The organism is Lichenibacterium dinghuense, from assembly GCF_021730615.1.
Classification (GTDB): domain Bacteria; phylum Pseudomonadota; class Alphaproteobacteria; order Rhizobiales; family Beijerinckiaceae; genus Lichenihabitans; species Lichenihabitans dinghuensis.
Genome location: NZ_JAJLMN010000001.1, coordinates 2,486,590 through 2,505,207, shown reverse-complemented (window position 1 = coordinate 2,505,207; position 18,618 = coordinate 2,486,590). Strand labels below are relative to the sequence as shown.

Here is an 18,618-nt window from a genome sequence, read left to right as displayed (position 1 = left end):
GCGCCGATCCCCTCCCCCTTCGATCACCCGCGCGCCGCGCGAGGTTGTGATCCCACGGGGCGCAGGCCATTGTGACGCCCTCGATGATGAGGCAGGGGGGAGACTGCGATGGCGGACCGCTACGCCGATGCCGAACCGGACGAGACCGTCACAGTGACCGGCGTGGGCCCCATGACGCTGCGCAGAGCGGTCCGCAAGTGCGACGACTGGCGCGAACACCACGGGCTGTCCCTGGTGCTCGTGTATCGCGGGGCCGGGAAGGAGCCGCCCACCTTCGATATGGGCGATCTCGACCGCCTGTCCGAGATCGACCGCTTCAGGTAAAGCGAGCCCGCCCGGCGGGACGGCGTCACGTCGTCCCGTGCCAGGCGGCGGCGTGGAGGGTCAGCCACGCCCGGAACTGCTCCGGCATGCATCGCCCGCACGGGCGATAGCCGGCCGCCGTCGCGGTCGCCTCGTCGGCGAAGAACACGCGGTCGCGCCGGTAGCTCGCGTCGTCCCGGAGGGCGTCGAGGGCCGCCGCGCAGTCGAGGCGGCCGTAGACGCCGCGCCGGTGCCCGCCGAGCGCGCCGGGCCTGTCGCTGAGGCTTTCGCGCCCGTCCGGGCCGATGAGCCGGTACTGCTTCGGCATCGTGCATCGACCCGCGTGGGACCCGCCGGACGGCGTCCGCGCCGATGGTAGCGGGGCGCCCGCCCGCCGTCGACGGCCCGGGTGCCCGGCTTGAGCCGCCGCGGCTTCTGCCCTAACCGGTGGGCGCGCGGGCGCGGGCTCCATCGGCGATGGGGCGGGCGGCCCCGCCGGACGGGAAGGTGACGCGTGCGAGGTTCGCCTGGATCGGCTTCGACGGGGACACGGGGCAGCGCCGCGCCGCGGCGCGCCTCCGCGCGCGCCGTCGATCCCGCCGCGGCGCTGATCGCGGTCCTCGGCGCCGCCACCGTGGCGGCGGTCTGGACCCTGCAGGCGCGCGGCTACACGCCCTGCGAGCTCTGCCTCAAGGAGCGCGTCCCCTTCTACATCGGCACGCCGCTCGCCGCCGCCCTGGCCGTGCTGGCGCCGCGGCTGCCCCGCGCCGCGGTGCGGACGGGTTTCGGCGTGCTCGTCCTCCTCTTCGCCGCCGGCGCCGCGCTCGGCGTCTACCACGCCGGCGTGGAAGCCAAGCTGTGGGCGGGCCCCACCGGCTGCTCCGGCGCGGCCGCGGCGCCGGCCGCCGTGTCGGACTTCCTCGCCCAGCTCAAGACCGTCACAGTGGTGCGCTGCGACGAGGCCGCCCTGCAGGTCCTCGGGCTGTCCCTCGCGGCCTGGAACGCGCTCCTGTCGGCGCTTCTCGCCGCGGTGGCGGCGGCCGGCCTGCGCGGCTCAGCCTGAGCCGGGCACGAAGGCGTCGAAGGCGGCCCAGAACTGCTGCCTGAAGCAGTCCTGCTCCATCAGCACCTCGTGCCGGCTGCCCGGCACGGTCACGACCCGGCTCGCCCGCAGGCGCGACACCAGCCGCTCGGTCGCGCGGGGCTCGACGACGCGGTCGGCCCCCGGCACCACGGCCAGCACCGGCGTCGTCATCCGCTCCGGGTAGTCGGGCGCGTGGAGCTGCGCCATGGCGCCGAAGGCGGCGTGCAGCCAGCCCAGCGTGGGGGCCCCGAGCGCGAGGCGGGGCTCCACCGCCACGTGGTCGAGCGACACCCGGTAGCGCGCCTCGTCCGAGGTGAGCAGGTTGCTCTCGAAGGCGCGGAACAGCAGCGAGCGCCCGCGCCCGCCGGGCACGAAGCTGCGCGCGAGGCCGCCGTGGCGGCACAGCCGCGCCACGGCCCGCGCCGTCCCGGCGAAGGGCAGCCGCGCGATCTCCACCATGGGGGCCGACAGCACGAGGCGCCGGAACAGGCCGGGGTGGTCGGCGGCGGCGTTGAGCGCGATGGCCCCGCCCATCGAATGCGCCAGCCCGAACAGGGGCTTCGGGCAGAACGGCTCCACCACCTGGTCGACCACGGCGAGGAGGTCGCCCTCGTAGTCGGAGAAGCGGTCGACGTGGCCCTTGTGGGCGTCGCCGAGCGGCCGCTGCGACAGGCCCTGCCCGCGCCAGTCGAAGATCACCACGGCGAAGCCGCGCGCCCGGAGTTCGGCCACGACGAACAGGTACTTCTCGATGAACTCGCTGCGCCCGGTGCAGATCAGCACGGTGCCGGGCGCGGCGCCGCCGTCCGGGGCGGGCCAGCGCGCGGCGCGGATGTCCGCGCCCTCGCTCGCGACGCGGCTGACCACGGCGCCGGGCGGGATGGGATGGCCCGCCTCGACGAGGCGGAAGCGGCGCTCGCCCCGCTCCGGGGCGCGGTCGCGCTCCCCGCCCCGGAACGGCCCGAGCAGGGACGCGAGCCACCCGCCGCGCCCCGCCGCCGCAGCCCCGTCCCCCGCCGCCGTCGATCCCATGCCGTCCCGTCCCGACCTCGCCCCCGCGCGGGCGGGAAACGTTCACCCGTCCCTAAGCCGGGCCGCCGTTTGGCGGTTCCGGCCGGCCCGCGCGGCGCGGGCGAGGAACATTGTCGTCCCCCGGGCGTAGGGGCTCCATGACTCTGCCTCACCCTTCCGGCCGCGCCGTCGTCCTGATCGTAGAGGACGAGCCGCTCGTCCGCATGATGGTCATCGAACTCTTCGAGGACGAGGGCTTCGAGGTGTTGGAGGCGGCCGACGCCGATCAGGCGCTGGGCATCTTCGACCGGAGGCCCGACGTCGCGTTGCTGTTCACCGACGTCGAGATGCCGGGCTCGATGGACGGCTATGCTTTGGCCCGCTGGGTGCACGTGCACCGGCCAGCGGTGAAGACGATGATCGTGTCGGGCCGCGCCCTGCCCCGCGCCGGCGACGTGCCGGAGGGCGCGGCCTTCATCGGCAAGCCCTACGACCACGACGACGTGATGCGCCGCGTTCAGACCATGATGGCGGGTTAGCGTCCCCGCTCTGCCGCTCGGGGCCGCACCATGACCGACAGGACGGACAGGCGATCCACGGTGTTGATCGTCGAGGACGACGCCGAACTGTCGCGCATGGCGCGCGACATGGTGGAGGAATGCGGGCTCGCGGCCGTGGAATGCGCGACCGGCCAGGCCGCCCACGACCACCTCACCGCCCATGCCGACGACGTGCTGGCGCTGTTCGCCGACATCGGCCTGCGCGACGCGATCGACGGCGTCGCCCTGGCCCTCACCACGGCCGAGCGCTACCCCTGGATCAGCATCTGCGTGACCTCGGGCCAGTCGGCGATGCGGCCCGAGGTTCTGCCGCAGAAGGTGCGCTTCATCTCGAAGCCCTGGCGCGCCGCCGAGGTGCTGGCCTTCGTCGAAGGGGCTTCCTAAGCCCCCGTCATCGCCACCGCCTGCCGGAAGGCCGCGCGCAGGCTCGCGGGATCGGCCCGGCCCGTGCCGGCAAGGTCGAAGGCGGTGCCGTGGTCGACGCTGGTGCGCACGAAGGGCAGCCCCACCGTGATGTTCACCCCCTCGTCGAGGCCGAGGTACTTGATCGGGATCAGGCCCTGGTCGTGGTACTGCGCCACCACGACGTCGAACTCGCCCCGCCGCGCCCGCATGAACACCGTGTCGCCCGGCCAGGGCCCGGAAGCGTCGATGCCCTCGGCCCGCGCCGCCGCGACCGCGGGGGCGATGACGTCGAGGTCCTCGCGGCCGAACAGGCCGTTCTCGCCCGCGTGGGGGTTCAGCCCCGCCACGGCGACGCGCGGCTCCGCGATGCCGAAGGCGCGCGTGGCCCGCCGCGCGAGGCGGATGGCGCGCAGCTCGTTCTCGAACGTGACGGCCCGCACGGCGTCGGCCAGCGACAGGTGGATCGACACGAGCAGCACGCGCAGCTCGTCGTTGGCGAGCATCATGGCGAAGTCGGCCGTGCCGGTGCGGTCGGCCAGGATCTCGGTGTGGCCGGGGTAGCCGACGCCGGCGGCGCGCAGCGCGTCCTTGTTGATCGGCGCCGTCACGATCGCCGCGATGCGCCCGGCCTTGGCGTCGTCGATCGCGCGCACCACCGCCGCGTAGGCGAGGGCGCCGGCCGCGGCCGACACCCGGCCCATCGGCAGGTCGGCCGGCACGTCGCCGACGCCGATCACCGGCACGGCGCCGGCCGGGACCGGAGCGCCGGGGCCCGGAACCGGCGCGAAGGCGAGCGCCGCGCCGACCGCCGCGGCGCCGCGCCGGAGCGCGCCGACCTCGCCGTAGACCACGGCCGGACGATCCGGGCCTTCTGCCATGAGCTTGGCCACGATCTCCGGGCCGATGCCCGCCGGATCGCCCATGGTGATGCCGATCGGCGTTGTCATGGCGGGCATGCCTCCGTTATGCGCAGCCATCCGTACCAAAGCGTCGCATCGCGCACCATGTGATAGGGCCGCGACGCCCTCGCGACCGACTTCCGGACGACCCGCATGGACCAGCCCCACCCCTCCCCCGCCCTGCCCTTCGCAGCCCCCGCCGAAGCCGCCCCGATCGTGGAACGGCTGGCGGGGGACGGCTACGACTTCGTCGCCGGCGCCGCCATGGGCCGGCTGCTGGCGGCGGCGGGCAGCGCGGACTGGGACGGTTACGCGCGCTCCTGGGACGACCTCCGTCCGGACCGCTTCATGGCCGACGGCGGCACATACCGGAAGCGCCGCTTCGCCTGCTTCGCCGTGTCGGCGGGCGGGCTCGCGCCGAAGCCCCCGCGGCCGCACTTCCAGACCCGCGAGAACAACCCGCTGAACGGCGGCGTGGCGCGCGTCTTCGAGCCCGTGCTGCCCGCCATCGCCCTGCACCCCGCCAACCGCGCCGTGATGGCGGCCTGCCTGCACCTCTTCACCGAGGCGACCCCGGCGGCGCGGCGCCCGGCGGCGTGGCACGCCGAGATGCACCAGTTCCGCATCGAGGCGCGGCCCGGCGAGAGCGGCCAGCCGACCCCGGAGGGGCTGCACCGCGACGGAGTCGACTGGGTGCTGGTGATGATGGTGCGGCGCGAGAACGTGGCCGACGGCGTCAGCACGATCGCGGATGCGGAGCGTCGCCCGCTCGAGACCGCGACGCTGCTCCACCCGCTCGACGCCTCGCTGGTGGACGACCATCGGGTGTTCCACGGCGTGAGCCCCATCACGGCCGTCGACCCGTCACGCCCGGCGTTCCGCGACGTGCTGGTCGTGACCTTCCGCGCCGAAGACGAGGTGGCGTGACATGGCCCGGCTCAGCGTCAACCTTAACAAGATCGCGCTGCTGCGCAACTCGCGCCGCACCGGCGTGCCGGACGTGCTGCGTTTCGGGCGCCTCGCCCACGACGCGGGCGCGCAGGGCCTGACGGTCCACCCGCGGCCCGACGAGCGCCACATCCGCCGCTCGGACGTGCCGGCCCTGGCGGCCCTGATGGCGCCGTGGCGGCCGGGCTTCGAGTTCAACATCGAGGGCTATCCGGACGAGGGCTTCCTCCGGCTCGTGGACTCGGTGCGGCCCGAGCAGTGCACGCTGGTGCCGGACGCGCCCGACACCTTCACCTCCGAGGAGGGCTGGCGGCTCGACGGCGATCAGGCCGGGCTCGTGCGCTCCGCCGTGGCGCGGCTGAAGGCGCAGGGCTGCCGGGCGGTGGTCTTCGTCGACCCCGACGCGGGCGCTGTCGAGCGCGCCGCGGCGGCCGGCGCGGACGGCATCGAGATCTACACGGGCGGCTACGGGGCGGCCTTCGCGCGCGGCGACCACGGGGCCGTGCTGGAGCGCTGCGCCGAGGCCGGGCGGCGGGCCGCGGAGCTGGGCCTCGTCGTCAACATCGGCCACGACCTCAACCTCGACAACCTGCCGCCGCTGGTGGCGGCGCTGCCGGCCCTGCACGAGGCCTCGATCGGCCACGAGCTGACCGCCGACGCGCTGGAGATGGGATGGGCGGCCGCGGTGGCGGCCTATCGGGACGCGCTGGCAGGGAGGGGGACGCCTTCGCCCTGGCCGGTTCGGTGAGGCTTCGACCCGCCCGCGACTAGCCTCGCAGGCCCCCCTGTTCTCGACGGTCCATCGCTCGCCTCCCTCCCCTGGAGGGGAGGGTGTCGCCCGAAGGGCGACGGGTGGGGCGAACAGGGCGTCGCCGAGCGGCGCTGCGCGCCGCTCATCCCCATCCGCCGCCGCTTCGCGGCGGCACCTTCCCCTTGCAGGGGAAGGAGGGAACGGCGGTCACAGCCCGTCGAACAGCGCCGTCGACAGGTAGCGCTCGGCGAAGGACGGGATGATCACCACGATCGCCTTGCCCTCCATGCCGGGCCGGCAGCCCACTTCGAGCGCCGCCGCCACCGCGCTGCCCGACGAGATGCCGATCGGGATGCCTTCCAGGCGCGCGACCAGGCGCGCCATCTCGAAGGATTCCTGGTTGCCCACCGTCACCACCTCGTCGATGAGGTCGCGCGCGAGGATGCTCGGCACGAAGCCGGCGCCGATGCCCTGCAGCTTGTGCGGGCCGGGCTGGCCGCCGGACAGCACCGGCGAGTCCTCGGGCTCGACCGCCACGACGTGCAGGGACGGGCGGCGCGGCTTCAGCACCTGGCTCACGCCCGTGATGGTGCCGCCCGTGCCGACGCCCGCCACGAAGACGTCGATGGCACCGCCCGTGTCGGTCCAGATCTCCTCGGCCGTGGTGTTGCGGTGGACCTCGGGATTGGCGGGGTTGTCGAACTGCTGGGGCATCACGGCGCCCGGCGTCGCGTCGATGATCTCCAGGGCCTTGGCGATGGCGCCCTTCATGCCCTGGGCGGCCGGGGTCAGCACCAGCTCGGCGCCGAGCAGCATCAGCATCTTGCGCCGCTCGACCGACATGGACTCGGGCATGCACAGCATCAGCTTGTAGCCGCGCGCCGCCGCCGCGAAGGCGAGGCCGATGCCGGTGTTGCCCGAGGTGGGCTCGACCAGGGTGTTGCGGCCCGGCGCGATGCGGCCGGCCTTCTCCATGGCGTCGATCATGGCGACGCCGATGCGGTCCTTGACGCTCGACATCGGGTTGAAGAATTCGAGCTTGGCGAGGATCTCGGCCTTGCAGCCCTTCTCGGCGGCGAGGCGGCGCAGCCGCACCAGCGGCGTCGAGCCGGTCGTGTCCGTGATGGAGTCGTAGATGCGGCCGCGGCCCACCTTCGGCTTGGGACTGTTGTCCTGCGGGAGGGGGTCGTCGTCCCGACCGATCGACGCGAGCGACATGGGGCTTCCTTCCTGGATCGGCCGAGGCGCGCCGGCGCCGCAGCCCGTGGGGATGGAAGATGGCGGCGCGCCCCCGAGGCGTCAACGCTCGGGCGGCAGGCCTCCCTCAGCTGGCGCCGATGAGGACGCCGGTGGCCAGCACCAGCCCGCCGCCGAGCATGACCTTGGCGACCGCCGACAAGGGGCGCGCGTCCATGAAGCGCCACTGGATCCAGGCGATGGCGGCGAGCTCCGCCACCACCACGGCGCCCGCCAGCGCGGTCGCGGTGGTGAAGTCGGGGACGAGGTAGGGCAGCGTGTGGCCGATGCCGCCCGCGATCGTCATCAGCCCGCAGACGAGCCCGCGCAGCAGCGGCGTGCCCCGGCCCGACAGCTTGCCGTCGTCGGCCAGCGCCTCGGCGAAGCCCATCGAGATGCCGGCGCCGAGCGAGGCCGCGAGGCCGACCAGGAAGGCCTTCCAGGGATCGTGCGTCGCGAAGGCGGCCGCGAAGACCGGCGCCAGCGTCGACACCGAGCCGTCCATCAGCCCCACGAGCCCCGGCTGGATCACCTGCAGCACGAAGCGCTTCTTCGCCTCCTCGTCCTCCCGGTCGCGGGCCTCGCCCGGCAGGCGCCGCTCCTCGGCCTCGCCGGCGCGGCGCTCGTGGCCGGCCTCGTCGGCCGCGATGTCGCCGAGCAGCTTGCGCGTGCCGGCGTCGGTCGAGCGGGCCGCGGCCTGCCGGTAGAAGCGCTCGGCGTCGCGCTCCATCGCGGCCGCCTGCCGCCGCACGGCCGCCACCCCGAGCGGGCGCACCTGCCACGGCGGCCTGCGCGCGATGTTGCCCTTCACGTCGGCGCGCCGCACCAGCGGGATGTGGTCCCCGAAGCGGCCCGTGAAGGTGTCGATGAGGCGGCGGCGGTGCTCGTTCTCCTCGGCCGCCATGTCGTCGAACACGCGGGCCGTGTCGGGATACTCGTCCCGGAGGCCGTGGGCGAAGTCGGCGTAGATTCGCCCGTCCTCCTCCTCGTTGGAGATGGCGAGCGCCAGCACCTCGCGCTCGGTCAGGTCGTCGAAGGCCCTCATGCACCGTTTCCTGTAAATGGAATAATTCCAAACTATGCCTGTCGCGGCCCCCGTCAAGGGTGGATGCGGCCGCGGCATGGGAGGCGCGCTGCAACGGGGTGCCGGGGCCCGGCATTGGGAGGCGGAACGGCGAGGGATGCAGGCCATGGCGAGCGACGACACACCCGTTTGGTTCATCACCGGCTGCTCGACCGGCTTCGGGCGCGAGCTCGCCAAGGCGGTGCTGGAGCGCGGCTGGCGCGTCGTGGCGACCGCCCGCCGCCCCGAGCAGCTCGACGACCTCGTGGCGCCCTTCGGGAATCGCGCCCTGAAGCTGCGCCTCGACGTGACCGACCATGCCGAGGTCGTGTCCGCGATCCGGGAAGCCGAGGCGCGCTTCGGCCGCATCAACGTGCTGGTCAACAACGCCGGCTACGGCTACCTCGCCGCGGTCGAGGAGGGCGAGGACGAGGCCATCCGCGCCCAGTTCGAGACCAACGTCTTCGGCCTCGCCGACCTGATCCGCCAGGTGCTGCCCAGCATGCGGAAGCGCCGCAGCGGCAACATCGTCAACTATTCGTCGATCGGCGGCCTCGTGAGCTTCGGCGCGACCGGCTACTACCACGCCAGCAAATACGCGGTGGAAGGTCTGTCCGAGTCGCTCGCCGTCGAGGTGGGGCCGCTCGGCATCCACGTCACGCTGGTCGAGCCGGGGCCGTTCCGCACCGACTGGGCGGGCCGCTCCATCGTCGAGTCGAGGACGGTGATCGACGACTACGACGCCACCGCGGGCGCCCGCCGGCGGCAGACGCGCGAGCGCTCCGGCAACCAGGTCGGCGACCCGGTCCGCGCCGCGGAGGCCGTCATCGCGGCCGTGACGGCACCGGCGCCGCCCCTGCGCCTGCTGCTCGGCGCCCCCGCGCTGGAGCTGGCCTACGGCAAGCTCGACAGGCTCCGGGCCAACTTCGACCTGTGGAAGGAGACCACGCTCGGCGCCGACTATCCCGAGCACCAGAAGACGGTGTGAGGCGGCGATGCGGCGCGCGGCCGGCGCGGTCTCGGCCCTCCTGTCCCTTCTTCCCCTGACGGCCCTGGCGGGCGCCGCCGCTGCGGCCCCGCCCGGGCCCGCATCCTGGCCCGACGACGCGACCTCGCGGCTCGAAGCCCTGGCGCTGGTCGAGACGCTGAACGCCGACCTCCTCGCGCACGACAGCGCCACGCTGACGCTGGAGCGCTGGTGCGGATCGCACGGCCTCGCCTCACCGCCCACCGTCACGGCGGCGCGCGTGCCCGAGGCCGAGACGCCGGCCGACGAGGCCGTGCGGCGCCAGCTCGGGGTGGACGCCGCCGAGCCGGTGCGGCACCGCCACGTGCGCCTGTCCTGCGGCTGCCACGTCGTGTCGGAGGCCGACAACTATTACCTGCCGGCGCGGCTCACGCCCGAGATGAACCGCGCGCTCGACACCACCGACACGGCCTTCGGCCGCGCCGTGGCGGCGCTGAAGTTCCAGCGGCGCACCCTGTCGGCCGAGCTGCTGTGGCGGCCGCTGCCGCCGGGCTGGGAGCGGGCGGACGCGCTGCCGCCCCCCGCCCCCGGCGCGCTCGCGGTGCCGCCCGAGGTGCTGCGCCACCGCGCCGTGCTGGTGCTGCCCGACGGCACGCCCTTCAGCGCGCTGGTCGAGACCTACACGGGCGAGGTCCTGGCCTTCCCGAAGCCGCCACCGCGCTGAGGCCGCTCAGCGCGGTGCCGGTCGGCGCGCCGCGATGGCGCGGCGCCGCTCGGCCACCAGGGCGCCGAGCTTCGCCGCGACATCGGGGTCGCGCCACAGCAGCACCAGCGCGGCGAGGAGCCCGCCGTGCAGCAGCAGCGAGCCGAGGCCCAGGTGGACCATGGCCCAGATCAGCACCGGGCCGGCCGCCGCGGCCGCGGCGGCGAGGAGGTAGGCGAGGAGCCGCACGGCCCCGGCCGGCAGCGCCATGCGCCACCACACCAGGCCCAGGGCCGCCGCGGCCATCGCAGCCTTCAGCACCGCCATGCAGCGCAGGAGGCGCGTGAGCTCGTCGCCCGCGCGGGCCGCGGCCTCGGCCGTGTCGGCGCGGCCGGTGGTCCAGGCCGCCCAGCCCGCCCCGGCGAGGAGCGCCGCGAGCAGCAGCCCCCGCCGCATCCGGCGCTCCCCCGCCGTGCCGGCGGCGGGCGCCGCGGGGCTCCGCGCGGCGAAGCCGCCGGCCCCGGTCCATGACGCGATGCTCATCGTCCCCTCCAGGCCCGCTCGTTCCGCCCGAGATTACGCCCCCGCCCCGCGGGATCGGCCCGCGTGCAAACGTCGCGGCCCCGCCCGCGCCCGCGCCCGGTTTGCTCGGGGTGCAAGCGGCGCGGCTCCCGTCCCGACGCCCGGCCCGTTCCCGCGCCCGGCGGAGCTCTGCAGCCCGCGGTCGCGGCGCCGCCGGATCGGCCGCCCGAAATTCATCATAAACGGGCATGGCTCTCCGGATGCGGCAACTTCAGATCTACGGCACCGAATAACACACGTCGGCACCGGAGGTTTTCATCGCCATCCGGCGCCGGACGAACGGACGGGCACACCGGATTGCGCGTTTCCGGGCCACCATTTCGGACGTTTCACGTGTATTCTGGTCACCGCCGCCCAGCGTTCCGCCGCGACGGCGATCGACAGCGTGGTCCCGGAAGTGGTTTTCGCGAGACGCCGCGATCGAGATCGAAGAATGACAGACATGGACGGGTCAAATTTCGCGACGGCGACGGGACAGGGCTGGCCTTGGCTTCCGGTTCATCCCTCGCCGGAACACGAGCGGGACGGCGGCGTGAGCGCATCGGCTTCCTTTTTCCAGAACGTGCTGCGCCTCGTGGAAGAACAGGGGCAGATCGGCTTCTGGTGGCACGACCTCGCGAGCGGGCAGATCACGGCGTCGCCGGGGCTGGCGCGGATCAGCGGCGTGCCGGCTTCGGCCACCCGCACCCGCCAGTCCATGTTGAATTCCATTCACCCGCAGGACCGCCCCTACCAGGCGGACATGATGGACCTGATCGACACCGGGCATCCGCTCCGCCGCGAGTTCCGCATCGTGCGGCCGGACGGCACGATCCGCTGGGTGTCGTCGCGCATCGACGTCGTGCTGGGCGACGACGGCAAGCCGGTCCGCTTCGTCGGCGTGGTGGCGGACGTGACCGAGCGGCGCGAAGCGCAGCGCGCGGTGGAGTTCAACCACGGGCGGCGGGCGGCCTTCCTGGAAGCCACCTCGGCGCTGACCTGGATCGCGGACCTGTCCGGCCAGTCGATCGACTACACCGCCTGGTGCGAGCTGACCGGCATGCTGCCGGAGCACTGCACCGGCCAGGGCTGGCTCGACGCCGTCCACCCGAACGACCGCGACCGGGTCCGGGCGGCCTACCGCAATGCGCTAGCGCGGAACGAGGTCTACAACGTCGACTACCGGGTCATGACCCGCGACGGGGCCTATCGCTGGTACAACGCCCGCAGCGCGCCGGTGCGCGACGCGACGGGCGCGATCCGGGAATGGCAGGGCGTGCTGCTGCCGATCGACGAGCACCACCGCCCCGTGGTGGGCGAGGCGGGCAGCGACGAGGTGACGACCCTGACGGGCGCGCAGATCCGCGGCGCCCGCGGGCTGCTCGACTGGTCGCTGGCGCAGCTCGCGCAGGCCTCCGGCGTCTCCGTGTCGACGATCAAGCGCATGGAGGACGGCAGCGAGGGCACGACGCGCCCGAGCAAGGCCGAGGCCGTGCGGCGCGCGCTGCAGACCGGCGGCGTGTCGTTCCGCACCGTGGACGGGGTGACCTGGATCAGCCGCTGACGCAGGAGCGGGACGGGATGCGCCCCGGCGCCCGCGGGATCGCTTCCGCGGGCCGTTAAGGTTATCCCAACCTGAACGCCCTATCAGGCGCCGACGGTGGGCGCCCGCCCGCGGTCCGACCCGGACGGATGACACATCCGGTCGGCCCACCGGCTTCGAGGGGGCGCGCCGCGGCAGGATCGAAGTTCCACGGATGACGAGATGAGCACCAACTCCATCGAGGCCGGTCACCTGATGGCCTTCATCGAGCGCATCGAGCGCTTGGAGGAGGACAAGAAGACCGTGTCCGACGAGATCAAGGACGTCTACGCGGAAGCCAAGGGCACCGGCTACGACGTCAAGATCATCCGCAAGATCGTGTCCATCCGCAAGCAGGACCAGGACAAGCGCCGCGAGGAGGAGGAGATCCTGGAGCTCTACCTGCAGGCCATCGGCATGCAGGCCTGAGGCGGCCGAACCCGCTCCGCCCCGGCGGCGTTCACTGGGTCGGGCTCAGACGCCGCCCGCCCGCGGGGAGGTCCGCCGCCATGTCGATCCGGACCGCCCTCCTCGGCGCGGCCCTCGCGCTGCTCGTCGCCGGCACGGCCGCGGCCGAGCCCGCCTGGCGGCTCGTGCCGACCGAGCCCTACCGGCTCAACAACAAGCAGGACGCGCTGGCCTTCGGCACGCCCACCGTCGGACTCTACGGCAACGGCACCGGCCGGGTGTTCCGCACCGACGACGCCGGCGCCCACTGGCGCCCCGTGTGGCACCACCCCGGCACCTACGTGCGGGCGCTCGACATGGTCGACGCCGACACCGGCTTCATGGGCAACGTGGGCCCCGGCTACTTCGACGGCGTCACCGACCCGCGCCCGCTCTTCGTCACCCACGACGGCGGCAGCCGCTGGACGCCGGTGGCGCCGGTCACCGGGCCGCCCGTCACCGGAATCTGCGCCATCGACGTGCTGAAGGTCGACGGCCGCGTCGCGGCCGTGCGGGCCGGGGGCCGCGTCGGCGGGCCGGCCGGGATGATGACCTCGCTCGACGGCGGCGCCACCTTCACGGCGCGCGACATGGGCGCCGTGACGGGCATGATCCTCGACATCCACTTCGTGGACGAGAAGACCGGCTTCATCGCCGGCGCTTCCGCGTCCGACGAGGGCGTGGCCCACGCCCGCATCCTGAAGACCACCGACGGCGGCGACACGTGGCGCGCGGTGTTCGACTCGCCCCGCGCCGGCGACAACGATTGGAAGCTCGCCTTCCCGAGCGCGCGCGTCGGCTACGCCACGATCATGAGCTACGGGGCGCCGGCCACCGAGGCGCGGGGCTACGTGGTCAAGACGGAGGACGGCGGCGAGCACTGGCGCAAGCAGGTTGTGACGACGGACCACGGCTGGATCCCCTACGGCATCGCCTTCCTGGACGAGCGGCGCGGCTGGGTGGGCGGCGCCACCGGCGGCTACGAGACGCTCGACGGCGGCGACACGTGGCACCCCGCCCACATGGGCCTGTCGACCAACAAGATCCGCTTCCTGCCCCTGCCGGACGGCGGCACGCGCGCGCTGGCGATCGGCCACGACCTGTTCGCGCTGGACCTGCCGCCGCCGGGGAAGTGACGCCCCGGCCCGAGGCGGTCGGCCGGGCGCGGCGCGAAACCGGTTGGCGATCCGCGCCCGGCGCCCGATGATCTCCCGCGAAGGAGATCACCATGTCGATCCAGGGCCTCACGGCGCGCAAGGGCCTCGTCGACATGGCGGACGACGGCGGCGCGCAGGCGCTGAAGAAGACGCTCGGGCCCTGGAGCATCACCGCCATGGGCATCGGCGCCATCGTGGGCGCCGGCATCTTCGTGCTCACCGGCACGGCGGCGGCGCGCTACGCCGGGCCGGCCGTGATGCTGTCCTTCGTGCTCGGGGGCGTCGCCTGCGCCTTCGTGGGCCTGTGCTACGCCGAGCTCGCCGCCATGCTGCCCGTCTGCGGGTCGAGCTACAGCTACACCTACGCGACGCTGGGCGAGGTCTTCGCCTGGATCGTCGGCTGGGACCTCATCCTCGAATATGCGGCGGGCGCCGCCACCGTGGCGGTGGGCTGGTCGGGCTACGCGGTCAGCCTGCTCGGGCAGGCCGGGATCGCGTTGCCGCCGCGCCTCGCCGCCGCGCCCGGCGCCGACGTCGCCCTGCCGGACGGCTCGCACGCGGCGGGCCTCGTCAACCTGCCGGCCGCGGGGATCGTGCTCGCCATCACGGCGCTGCTCGCCGTGGGCACCACGGAGTCGTCGCGCTTCAACAACGCCATGGTGGCGGTGAAGCTCGCCGTCGTGGCGCTGTTCGTCGGCTTCGGCGCCTTCAGCCTCGACCCCGCGCACTGGCACCCCTTCCTGCCGCCGAACGACGGGGCCTTCGGCCATTTCGGCGCGAGCGGGGTGCTGCGCGGCGCGTCCGTGGTGTTCTTCGCCTTCATCGGCTTCGACGCCGTGTCGACCGCCGCCGGGGAAGCGAAGCGCCCGCAGCGCGACATGCCGATCGGCATCCTCGGCTCGCTGCTGGTCTGCACGCTGCTCTACGTCGCGGTCGCGGCGGTGCTGACCGGCCTCGTGCCCTTCGCGGAGCTGAACGTCGCGGACCCCATCGCCAGGGGCGTCGACGCCATCGGCCGCGCGTGGCTGTCGCTGCCGGTGAAGCTCGGCGCGCTCGCTGGCCTCACCACCGTCATGCTGGTGCTGCTCTACGGGCAGAGCCGCATCTTCACCACCATGGCGCGGGACGGGCTGCTGCCGGAGATCTTCGGCCGCCTCCACCCGCGCTTCAAGACGCCGCTGGTGAGCCAGTTCGCCATCGGCGCCGCCGTGGCGGCCGTGGCGGCGCTGGTGCCGATCGACGTGCTCGGCGAGATGGTGTCGATCGGCACGCTGCTGGCCTTCGGGCTCGTGTGCTTCGCGGTGGTCCGGCTGCGCCGCACCGACCCGGAGGCCGAGCGCCCGTTCCGCTGCCCGGCCGTGCCGGTGCTGCCGGGGCTCGGCATCCTGTGCTGCCTCGTGCTGATGGCCGGCCTGCCGCTCCTCACCTGGGCGCGGCTGGTGGTGTGGCTCGGGATCGGCTTCGCGGTCTATTTCGGCTACGGCCGCCGCCATTCGCGGCTGCGGGAGGGCGGCGCGGGCTGATCAGCCGAGCCGCTCCAGCAGCCCGCGCGCGAAGACCGACAGCGTGTCGTCGCGCGCGCCCATCACCACGATCCGGTCGCCGGGCCGCGCCAGCGCCGTGAGCCGCGCCCCGCAGGCGGCGCGGTCCGCCAGGGCCTCGGCCCGCCGCCCCGCCGCCGCGATCCGCTCCGCCACGGCGCGGCTGCCGACCGACCGGTCGACCGTGCCGCCGAAATACACCGGCTCGGGCATCACGAGCACGTCGTCCGCGGCGAGGCCGGCCGCGAAGCCGGCCGCGAGGTCGTCGCCCATCAGCCGGAGCGGCCCGTAGCCGTGCGGCTGGAACATCACCAGCAGCCGCCCCGGGAAGGCGTGCAGCGTTTGGAGCGTGGCCGCGATCTTGTCGGGGTTGTGGGCGAAGTCGTCGATCACGGTGACGCCGCCCGCGGTGCCGACCACGTCGAGCCGCCGCCGGATGCCCGAGAAGCCGCCGAGCGCCGCCGCGGCCTCGCCGAGCGGCACCCCGCAGGCCAGCGCGGCGGCCAGCGCTGCGAGCGCGTTCGACACGTTGTGGAGCCCCGGCACGGCGAGCGACACGGAGGCCGTGGCGGCGGGCCGCCCGGCGCGGGCCGCGAGCGTCACCGCGAAGTCGACGCCGTCGGGCCGGAAGCGCGGCGCCTCGGCGCGGAGGTCGGCCGCGGGGTCGCGCAGGCTGTAGGTGAAGGCGCGCTCGCCGGCCTCGCGCGCCAGCGCCGCCGTCTCGTCGTTGTCGAGGTTGAGCACGGCGCGCTCGGCGCGGGCCACGAAGCCGAGGAACAGCGGGCGCAGCTCGTCCATGGGCTTGTGGTCGAGCGACATGTTGTTCACCACCGCCACCGAGGGCGCGTAGAGCCGGATCGAGCCGTCGCTCTCGTCGACCTCGCTGACGAAGGCCTCTCCGGCCCCCACCACGGCGGAGGGCGCGGCGCCGTCGGGGCCGGCGAAGTCCTTCATCTCGGCGCCGTTCATCACGGTGGGGTCGAGCCCGGCGCGGTGGAGGATCAGGCCGATCATGCCGGTGGTGGTGGACTTGCCGCTGGTGCCCGCGACGCCCACCCGCAGCCCAGCGGCGTTGAACAGTTCGGACAGCAGCTCGGGCCGCGTGACGATCGAGGCGCCGGCGCGGCGGGCCGCCACGACGTCGGGCACGGTGTCCTCCACGGCGGCCGACACGACCAGGATCTGGTCCGCCGAGGTGAGGCCGCTGCCGTCCTGCGGGAACAGCGTGAAGCCGCGCGCCTCCAGGGCCGCGAACTTCTCCGGCGTGCGCCCCTGGTCGCGCGAGCGGTCCGAGCCCGCGACGCGGGCGCCGCGCGCCCTCACGATGGCGGCCAGCGGGCTCATGCCGCTGCCGCCGATGCCGCAGAAGAAGTAGGGTCGGGGTCCGGTCATGGTGCGACGCTACAGGCGGCTCCGCTGCGGCGCAACGCGAGGCGTGGGCGCCGGGGGGCCGGAGCGGGCCGGGCGCGTTGCGGGCCCGTCGACCGCTCCTTAACACAGTCCTGAGCAGGGTGGTTCTGTCGCGGTTCGTCGGGGAGGCGGTGAGGCATGAGGATCGCCGTGGTGGCGCCCGCGTCGTCGATGTCGCCCGAGGTGCCCGAGCGCGTCCGCGCCGTCGCGGCCGCGCTCTTCCCCGAGGCGCCGCCCGACATCGCCTTCCATCCGCAGTGCTTCCTGCGCCACGGCCACTTCGCCGGCGACGACGCGGCCCGCGCCGCGGCCCTGATCGAGGTCGCCAACGACCCGGAGGTCGACGCCGTGTGGTTCGGCCGGGGCGGCTACGGCTCCTGCCGCATCGCGGAGGACGTGCTGGCGGGTTTGTCGCCCGCCGCCCGCGGAAAGACCTTCCTCGGCTACAGCGACTGCGGCACGCTGCTGGCCGGGCTCTACGGCGCGGGCTGCACGGGGGCGGCGCACGGCCCCGTGGCGCAGGACGCGATGCGGGACGGGGGCGAGCGCGCCGCCGCCCGCGCGCTCCGCTGGCTCGTCGCGCGCGATGCGGGCGCGCTGGAGCCGTCGCTCCGGCCGGGCGTGAAGGCGGCGGCCTTCAACCTCACCATCCTGAGCCAGCTGCTCGGCACGGCCCTGCAGCCCGACCTCGACGGCCACGTGCTGATGCTGGAGGAGGTGTCCGAGCACATGTACCGGATCGACCGCGCCTTCTGCCACGTCACCGGCAACCCCGGCATCCGCCGCGTGGCCGGCATCCGGCTCGGCCGCTGCAGCGCGGTGCCGCCCAACGACCCCGACTTCGGGCTCGACGAGGAGGCGGTCGCGCGCTTCTGGTGCGAGCGCTCCGGCATCCCCTGGCTCGGGCGGGCCGACATCGGCCACGACGTCGACAACCGGGTGGTGCCCTTCGGATGACCGGCCTCGCGATCCGCCCCGCCCGCCCCGCCGACGCCCCCGCGCTGTGGGCCGTGCTGGAGCCCGTGATCCGGGCCGGCGACACCTACGCGCTCGACCCCGACATGGGCGAGGCCGAGGCGCTGGCCTATTGGCTCGGCCCCGACAGGGAGACGTTCGTCGCCGAGGAGGACGGCCGCGTGCTCGGCACCTATTACGTCCGCGCCAACCAGGCGGGCGGCGGCCGGCACGTGTGCAACTGCGGCTACGTGACGGCCCCGGCCTCCGCCGGCCGGGGCGTGGCGCGGCGCATGTGCGCGCATTCGCTGGACCACGCGCGGGCGCGGGGTTTCCGGGCGATGCAGTTCAACTTCGTCGTCTCGACCAACACCCGCGCGGTCGCGCTGTGGCGGTCGATGGGGTTCGAGACGGTCGGGCGCCTTCCGGGGGCGTTCCGGCACCCGGTGCACGGGGACGTCGACGCGCTGGTGATGTTCCGGGCGCTGTGAAGGCAGGATCTGGCATCGCCCCCCAGCAAGGGTGTCGCGCGGGAACGTCGTCGAGCGACCTGACGGCAAGCCGCGGTCGGGCCGATGCCAGTCTCATCGAAGGGGGACTGAACGGACCGACGATGCTCGCATCCATCCCGGACGGGACAGCCATAGCGCGGCCGGGCGGCGGTGCCGAGACGGGCGACGTTCGGCCGCCCTCGTCCGCGGCACGGAGCGACGCGACCCCGATTGGCCCGGCCGGCTTCCACCCTATAATCAGTCGGAACTCACACAGTCTGTCTCGAGCACCGCGAGGGCGCCCATGTTCGTCGAAGGGGGAGGCGGGTGGAAGCCGCCGCCGTGGCAGCCGCCGCCGCGCCGGCCGCGCATGACCAAGAAGCAGGAGCGCGTCCTCCTGTGGCTCGTCGGCGTCAACGTCCTGTTCCTGCTGATCGCGCCGATCGGCGGCGTGACGATCGTGCAGACCATGATCTCGCTGCTGATGCGCGGCTGAGCCCGCGTCCGGGTCACCCGTCCGACGCCCGCCCGATCTCCTCCGCGAG

Annotated in this window: 22 protein-coding genes; 15 read left to right on the top strand and 7 right to left on the bottom strand. The window is 74.1% G+C overall.

Features of this window, described 5'->3' with window-relative positions; genetic code table 11:
* Nucleotides 1-108: 108 nt before the first annotated feature.
* Entirely contained in the window at nt 109-324 is a 216-nt protein-coding gene (locus L7N97_RS12200; RefSeq protein ID WP_237478536.1) for a hypothetical protein, read from the top strand.
* 25 nt (nt 325-349) lie between these two features.
* Here the strand turns inward: L7N97_RS12200 and L7N97_RS12195 are convergent, their stop codons facing one another.
* Complete coding sequence (locus L7N97_RS12195) at nt 350-631, bottom strand: Ada metal-binding domain-containing protein (RefSeq protein ID WP_237478535.1); 282 nt, start codon at nt 629-631, stop codon at nt 350-352.
* Between the two features lie 186 nt (nt 632-817).
* Between L7N97_RS12195 and L7N97_RS12190 the strand changes: the two genes are divergently transcribed.
* The gene (locus L7N97_RS12190; protein WP_237478534.1) at nt 818-1,366 is read left to right on the top strand and encodes a disulfide bond formation protein B; all 549 of its coding nucleotides are present in this window, start codon (nt 818-820) and stop codon (nt 1,364-1,366) included.
* On the opposite strand, the gene L7N97_RS12185 is transcribed toward L7N97_RS12190, so the two are convergent.
* A complete protein-coding gene (locus L7N97_RS12185; protein WP_237478533.1) occupies nt 1,358-2,419 on the bottom strand; it encodes an alpha/beta fold hydrolase in 1,062 nt (353 codons plus the stop codon). The genes L7N97_RS12190 and L7N97_RS12185 overlap by 9 nt on opposite strands.
* Before the next feature lie 137 nt (nt 2,420-2,556).
* Between L7N97_RS12185 and L7N97_RS12180 the strand changes: the two genes are divergently transcribed.
* Together L7N97_RS12180 and L7N97_RS12175 are read left to right on the top strand one after the other, a co-directional pair.
* On the top strand, nt 2,557-2,937 hold the full coding sequence (locus tag L7N97_RS12180; protein ID WP_237478532.1) for a response regulator: 381 nt from the start codon (nt 2,557-2,559) through the stop codon (nt 2,935-2,937).
* A gap of 30 nt (nt 2,938-2,967) precedes the next feature.
* Nucleotides 2,968-3,342, top strand: a complete 375-nt coding sequence (locus L7N97_RS12175; protein ID WP_237478531.1) for a response regulator — start codon at nt 2,968-2,970, stop codon at nt 3,340-3,342.
* Here L7N97_RS12175 and pdxA read toward each other — a convergent pair.
* The gene (gene pdxA / locus L7N97_RS12170) at nt 3,339-4,310 is read right to left on the bottom strand and encodes a 4-hydroxythreonine-4-phosphate dehydrogenase PdxA (protein ID WP_237478530.1); all 972 of its coding nucleotides are present in this window, start codon (nt 4,308-4,310) and stop codon (nt 3,339-3,341) included. The genes L7N97_RS12175 and pdxA overlap by 4 nt on opposite strands.
* 105 nt (nt 4,311-4,415) lie before the next feature.
* Between pdxA and L7N97_RS12165 the strand changes: the two genes are divergently transcribed.
* Entirely contained in the window at nt 4,416-5,189 is a 774-nt protein-coding gene (locus tag L7N97_RS12165; protein ID WP_237478529.1) for a 2OG-Fe dioxygenase family protein, read from the top strand.
* A 1-nt stretch (nt 5,190) separates the two neighbouring features.
* Nucleotides 5,191-5,958, top strand: a complete 768-nt coding sequence (locus tag L7N97_RS12160; protein ID WP_237478528.1) for a pyridoxine 5'-phosphate synthase — start codon at nt 5,191-5,193, stop codon at nt 5,956-5,958.
* A 210-nt stretch (nt 5,959-6,168) separates the two neighbouring features.
* Here L7N97_RS12160 and cysK read toward each other — a convergent pair whose 3' ends face one another.
* Nucleotides 6,169-7,179: a cysteine synthase A gene (gene cysK / locus L7N97_RS12155; protein ID WP_237478527.1), complete on the bottom strand. Its 1,011-nt coding sequence runs from the start codon at nt 7,177-7,179 to the stop codon at nt 6,169-6,171.
* Nucleotides 7,180-7,285: 106 nt separating this feature from the next.
* Nucleotides 7,286-8,242, bottom strand: a complete 957-nt coding sequence (gene mbfA, locus L7N97_RS12150; RefSeq protein WP_237478526.1) for an iron exporter MbfA — start codon at nt 8,240-8,242, stop codon at nt 7,286-7,288.
* A gap of 145 nt (nt 8,243-8,387) precedes the next feature.
* Here mbfA and L7N97_RS12145 point away from each other — a divergent pair, with 145 nt between their 5' ends.
* Nucleotides 8,388-9,248 (top strand): oxidoreductase, encoded by an 861-nt coding sequence (locus L7N97_RS12145; protein ID WP_428980987.1) that lies wholly within the window; start codon nt 8,388-8,390, stop codon nt 9,246-9,248.
* 7 nt (nt 9,249-9,255) lie between these two features.
* Nucleotides 9,256-9,951 carry a hypothetical protein gene (locus tag L7N97_RS12140; protein WP_237478524.1) on the top strand — a complete coding sequence of 232 codons (696 nt, stop codon included), beginning with the start codon at nt 9,256-9,258 and terminating at the stop codon, nt 9,949-9,951.
* Between the two features lie 6 nt (nt 9,952-9,957).
* Here the strand turns inward: L7N97_RS12140 and L7N97_RS12135 are convergent, their stop codons facing one another.
* The gene (locus tag L7N97_RS12135; RefSeq protein ID WP_237478523.1) at nt 9,958-10,473 is read right to left on the bottom strand and encodes a hypothetical protein; all 516 of its coding nucleotides are present in this window, start codon (nt 10,471-10,473) and stop codon (nt 9,958-9,960) included.
* 571 nt (nt 10,474-11,044) lie between these two features.
* Here L7N97_RS12135 and L7N97_RS12130 point away from each other — a divergent pair.
* The 4 genes from L7N97_RS12130 (at nt 11,045) to L7N97_RS12115 (ending at nt 15,200) form a co-directional block, all read left to right on the top strand.
* A complete protein-coding gene (locus L7N97_RS12130) occupies nt 11,045-12,055 on the top strand; it encodes a PAS domain-containing protein (protein ID WP_237478522.1) in 1,011 nt (336 codons plus the stop codon).
* A 201-nt stretch (nt 12,056-12,256) separates the two neighbouring features.
* On the top strand, nt 12,257-12,502 hold the full coding sequence (locus L7N97_RS12125; RefSeq protein ID WP_129228650.1) for a DUF2312 domain-containing protein: 246 nt from the start codon (nt 12,257-12,259) through the stop codon (nt 12,500-12,502).
* A gap of 80 nt (nt 12,503-12,582) precedes the next feature.
* Nucleotides 12,583-13,656: a WD40/YVTN/BNR-like repeat-containing protein gene (locus tag L7N97_RS12120; RefSeq protein WP_237478521.1), complete on the top strand. Its 1,074-nt coding sequence runs from the start codon at nt 12,583-12,585 to the stop codon at nt 13,654-13,656.
* A 92-nt stretch (nt 13,657-13,748) separates the two neighbouring features.
* Nucleotides 13,749-15,200 carry an amino acid permease gene (locus L7N97_RS12115; protein WP_237478520.1) on the top strand — a complete coding sequence of 484 codons (1,452 nt, stop codon included), beginning with the start codon at nt 13,749-13,751 and terminating at the stop codon, nt 15,198-15,200.
* Here the strand turns inward: L7N97_RS12115 and L7N97_RS12110 are convergent, their stop codons facing one another.
* Entirely contained in the window at nt 15,201-16,610 is a 1,410-nt protein-coding gene (locus L7N97_RS12110; RefSeq protein ID WP_237478519.1) for a glutamate ligase domain-containing protein, read from the bottom strand.
* Between the two features lie 156 nt (nt 16,611-16,766).
* Between L7N97_RS12110 and L7N97_RS12105 the strand changes: the two genes are divergently transcribed.
* From L7N97_RS12105 to L7N97_RS12095, 3 genes are all read left to right on the top strand, one after another.
* A complete protein-coding gene (locus L7N97_RS12105) occupies nt 16,767-17,585 on the top strand; it encodes an LD-carboxypeptidase (RefSeq protein WP_237478518.1) in 819 nt (272 codons plus the stop codon).
* Nucleotides 17,582-18,073: a GNAT family N-acetyltransferase gene (locus L7N97_RS12100; protein ID WP_237478517.1), complete on the top strand. Its 492-nt coding sequence runs from the start codon at nt 17,582-17,584 to the stop codon at nt 18,071-18,073. The genes L7N97_RS12105 and L7N97_RS12100 overlap by 4 nt, the downstream gene beginning before the upstream one ends.
* A 304-nt stretch (nt 18,074-18,377) precedes the next feature.
* Complete coding sequence (locus L7N97_RS12095) at nt 18,378-18,569, top strand: hypothetical protein (RefSeq protein ID WP_237478516.1); 192 nt, start codon at nt 18,378-18,380, stop codon at nt 18,567-18,569.
* Nucleotides 18,570-18,618: the final 49 nt, after the last annotated feature.

Coding starts and splice junctions, on each gene's coding strand:
- L7N97_RS12200 (WP_237478536.1), top strand. CDS start 109: ATGGCGGACCGCTACGCCGATGCCGAACCGGACGAGACCGTCACAGTG.
- L7N97_RS12195 (WP_237478535.1), bottom strand. CDS start 631: ATGCCGAAGCAGTACCGGCTCATCGGCCCGGACGGGCGCGAAAGCCTC.
- L7N97_RS12185 (WP_237478533.1), bottom strand. CDS start 2,419: ATGGGATCGACGGCGGCGGGGGACGGGGCTGCGGCGGCGGGGCGCGGC.
- L7N97_RS12180 (WP_237478532.1), top strand. CDS start 2,557: ATGACTCTGCCTCACCCTTCCGGCCGCGCCGTCGTCCTGATCGTAGAG.
- L7N97_RS12175 (WP_237478531.1), top strand. CDS start 2,968: ATGACCGACAGGACGGACAGGCGATCCACGGTGTTGATCGTCGAGGAC.
- pdxA (WP_237478530.1), bottom strand. CDS start 4,310: ATGACAACGCCGATCGGCATCACCATGGGCGATCCGGCGGGCATCGGC.
- L7N97_RS12165 (WP_237478529.1), top strand. CDS start 4,416: ATGGACCAGCCCCACCCCTCCCCCGCCCTGCCCTTCGCAGCCCCCGCC.
- L7N97_RS12160 (WP_237478528.1), top strand. CDS start 5,191: ATGGCCCGGCTCAGCGTCAACCTTAACAAGATCGCGCTGCTGCGCAAC.
- cysK (WP_237478527.1), bottom strand. CDS start 7,179: ATGTCGCTCGCGTCGATCGGTCGGGACGACGACCCCCTCCCGCAGGAC.
- mbfA (WP_237478526.1), bottom strand. CDS start 8,242: ATGAGGGCCTTCGACGACCTGACCGAGCGCGAGGTGCTGGCGCTCGCC.
- L7N97_RS12145 (WP_428980987.1), top strand. CDS start 8,388: ATGGCGAGCGACGACACACCCGTTTGGTTCATCACCGGCTGCTCGACC.
- L7N97_RS12140 (WP_237478524.1), top strand. CDS start 9,256: ATGCGGCGCGCGGCCGGCGCGGTCTCGGCCCTCCTGTCCCTTCTTCCC.
- L7N97_RS12135 (WP_237478523.1), bottom strand. CDS start 10,473: ATGAGCATCGCGTCATGGACCGGGGCCGGCGGCTTCGCCGCGCGGAGC.
- L7N97_RS12125 (WP_129228650.1), top strand. CDS start 12,257: ATGAGCACCAACTCCATCGAGGCCGGTCACCTGATGGCCTTCATCGAG.
- L7N97_RS12120 (WP_237478521.1), top strand. CDS start 12,583: ATGTCGATCCGGACCGCCCTCCTCGGCGCGGCCCTCGCGCTGCTCGTC.
- L7N97_RS12115 (WP_237478520.1), top strand. CDS start 13,749: ATGTCGATCCAGGGCCTCACGGCGCGCAAGGGCCTCGTCGACATGGCG.
- L7N97_RS12110 (WP_237478519.1), bottom strand. CDS start 16,610: ATGACCGGACCCCGACCCTACTTCTTCTGCGGCATCGGCGGCAGCGGC.
- L7N97_RS12105 (WP_237478518.1), top strand. CDS start 16,767: ATGAGGATCGCCGTGGTGGCGCCCGCGTCGTCGATGTCGCCCGAGGTG.
- L7N97_RS12100 (WP_237478517.1), top strand. CDS start 17,582: ATGACCGGCCTCGCGATCCGCCCCGCCCGCCCCGCCGACGCCCCCGCG.
- L7N97_RS12095 (WP_237478516.1), top strand. CDS start 18,378: ATGTTCGTCGAAGGGGGAGGCGGGTGGAAGCCGCCGCCGTGGCAGCCG.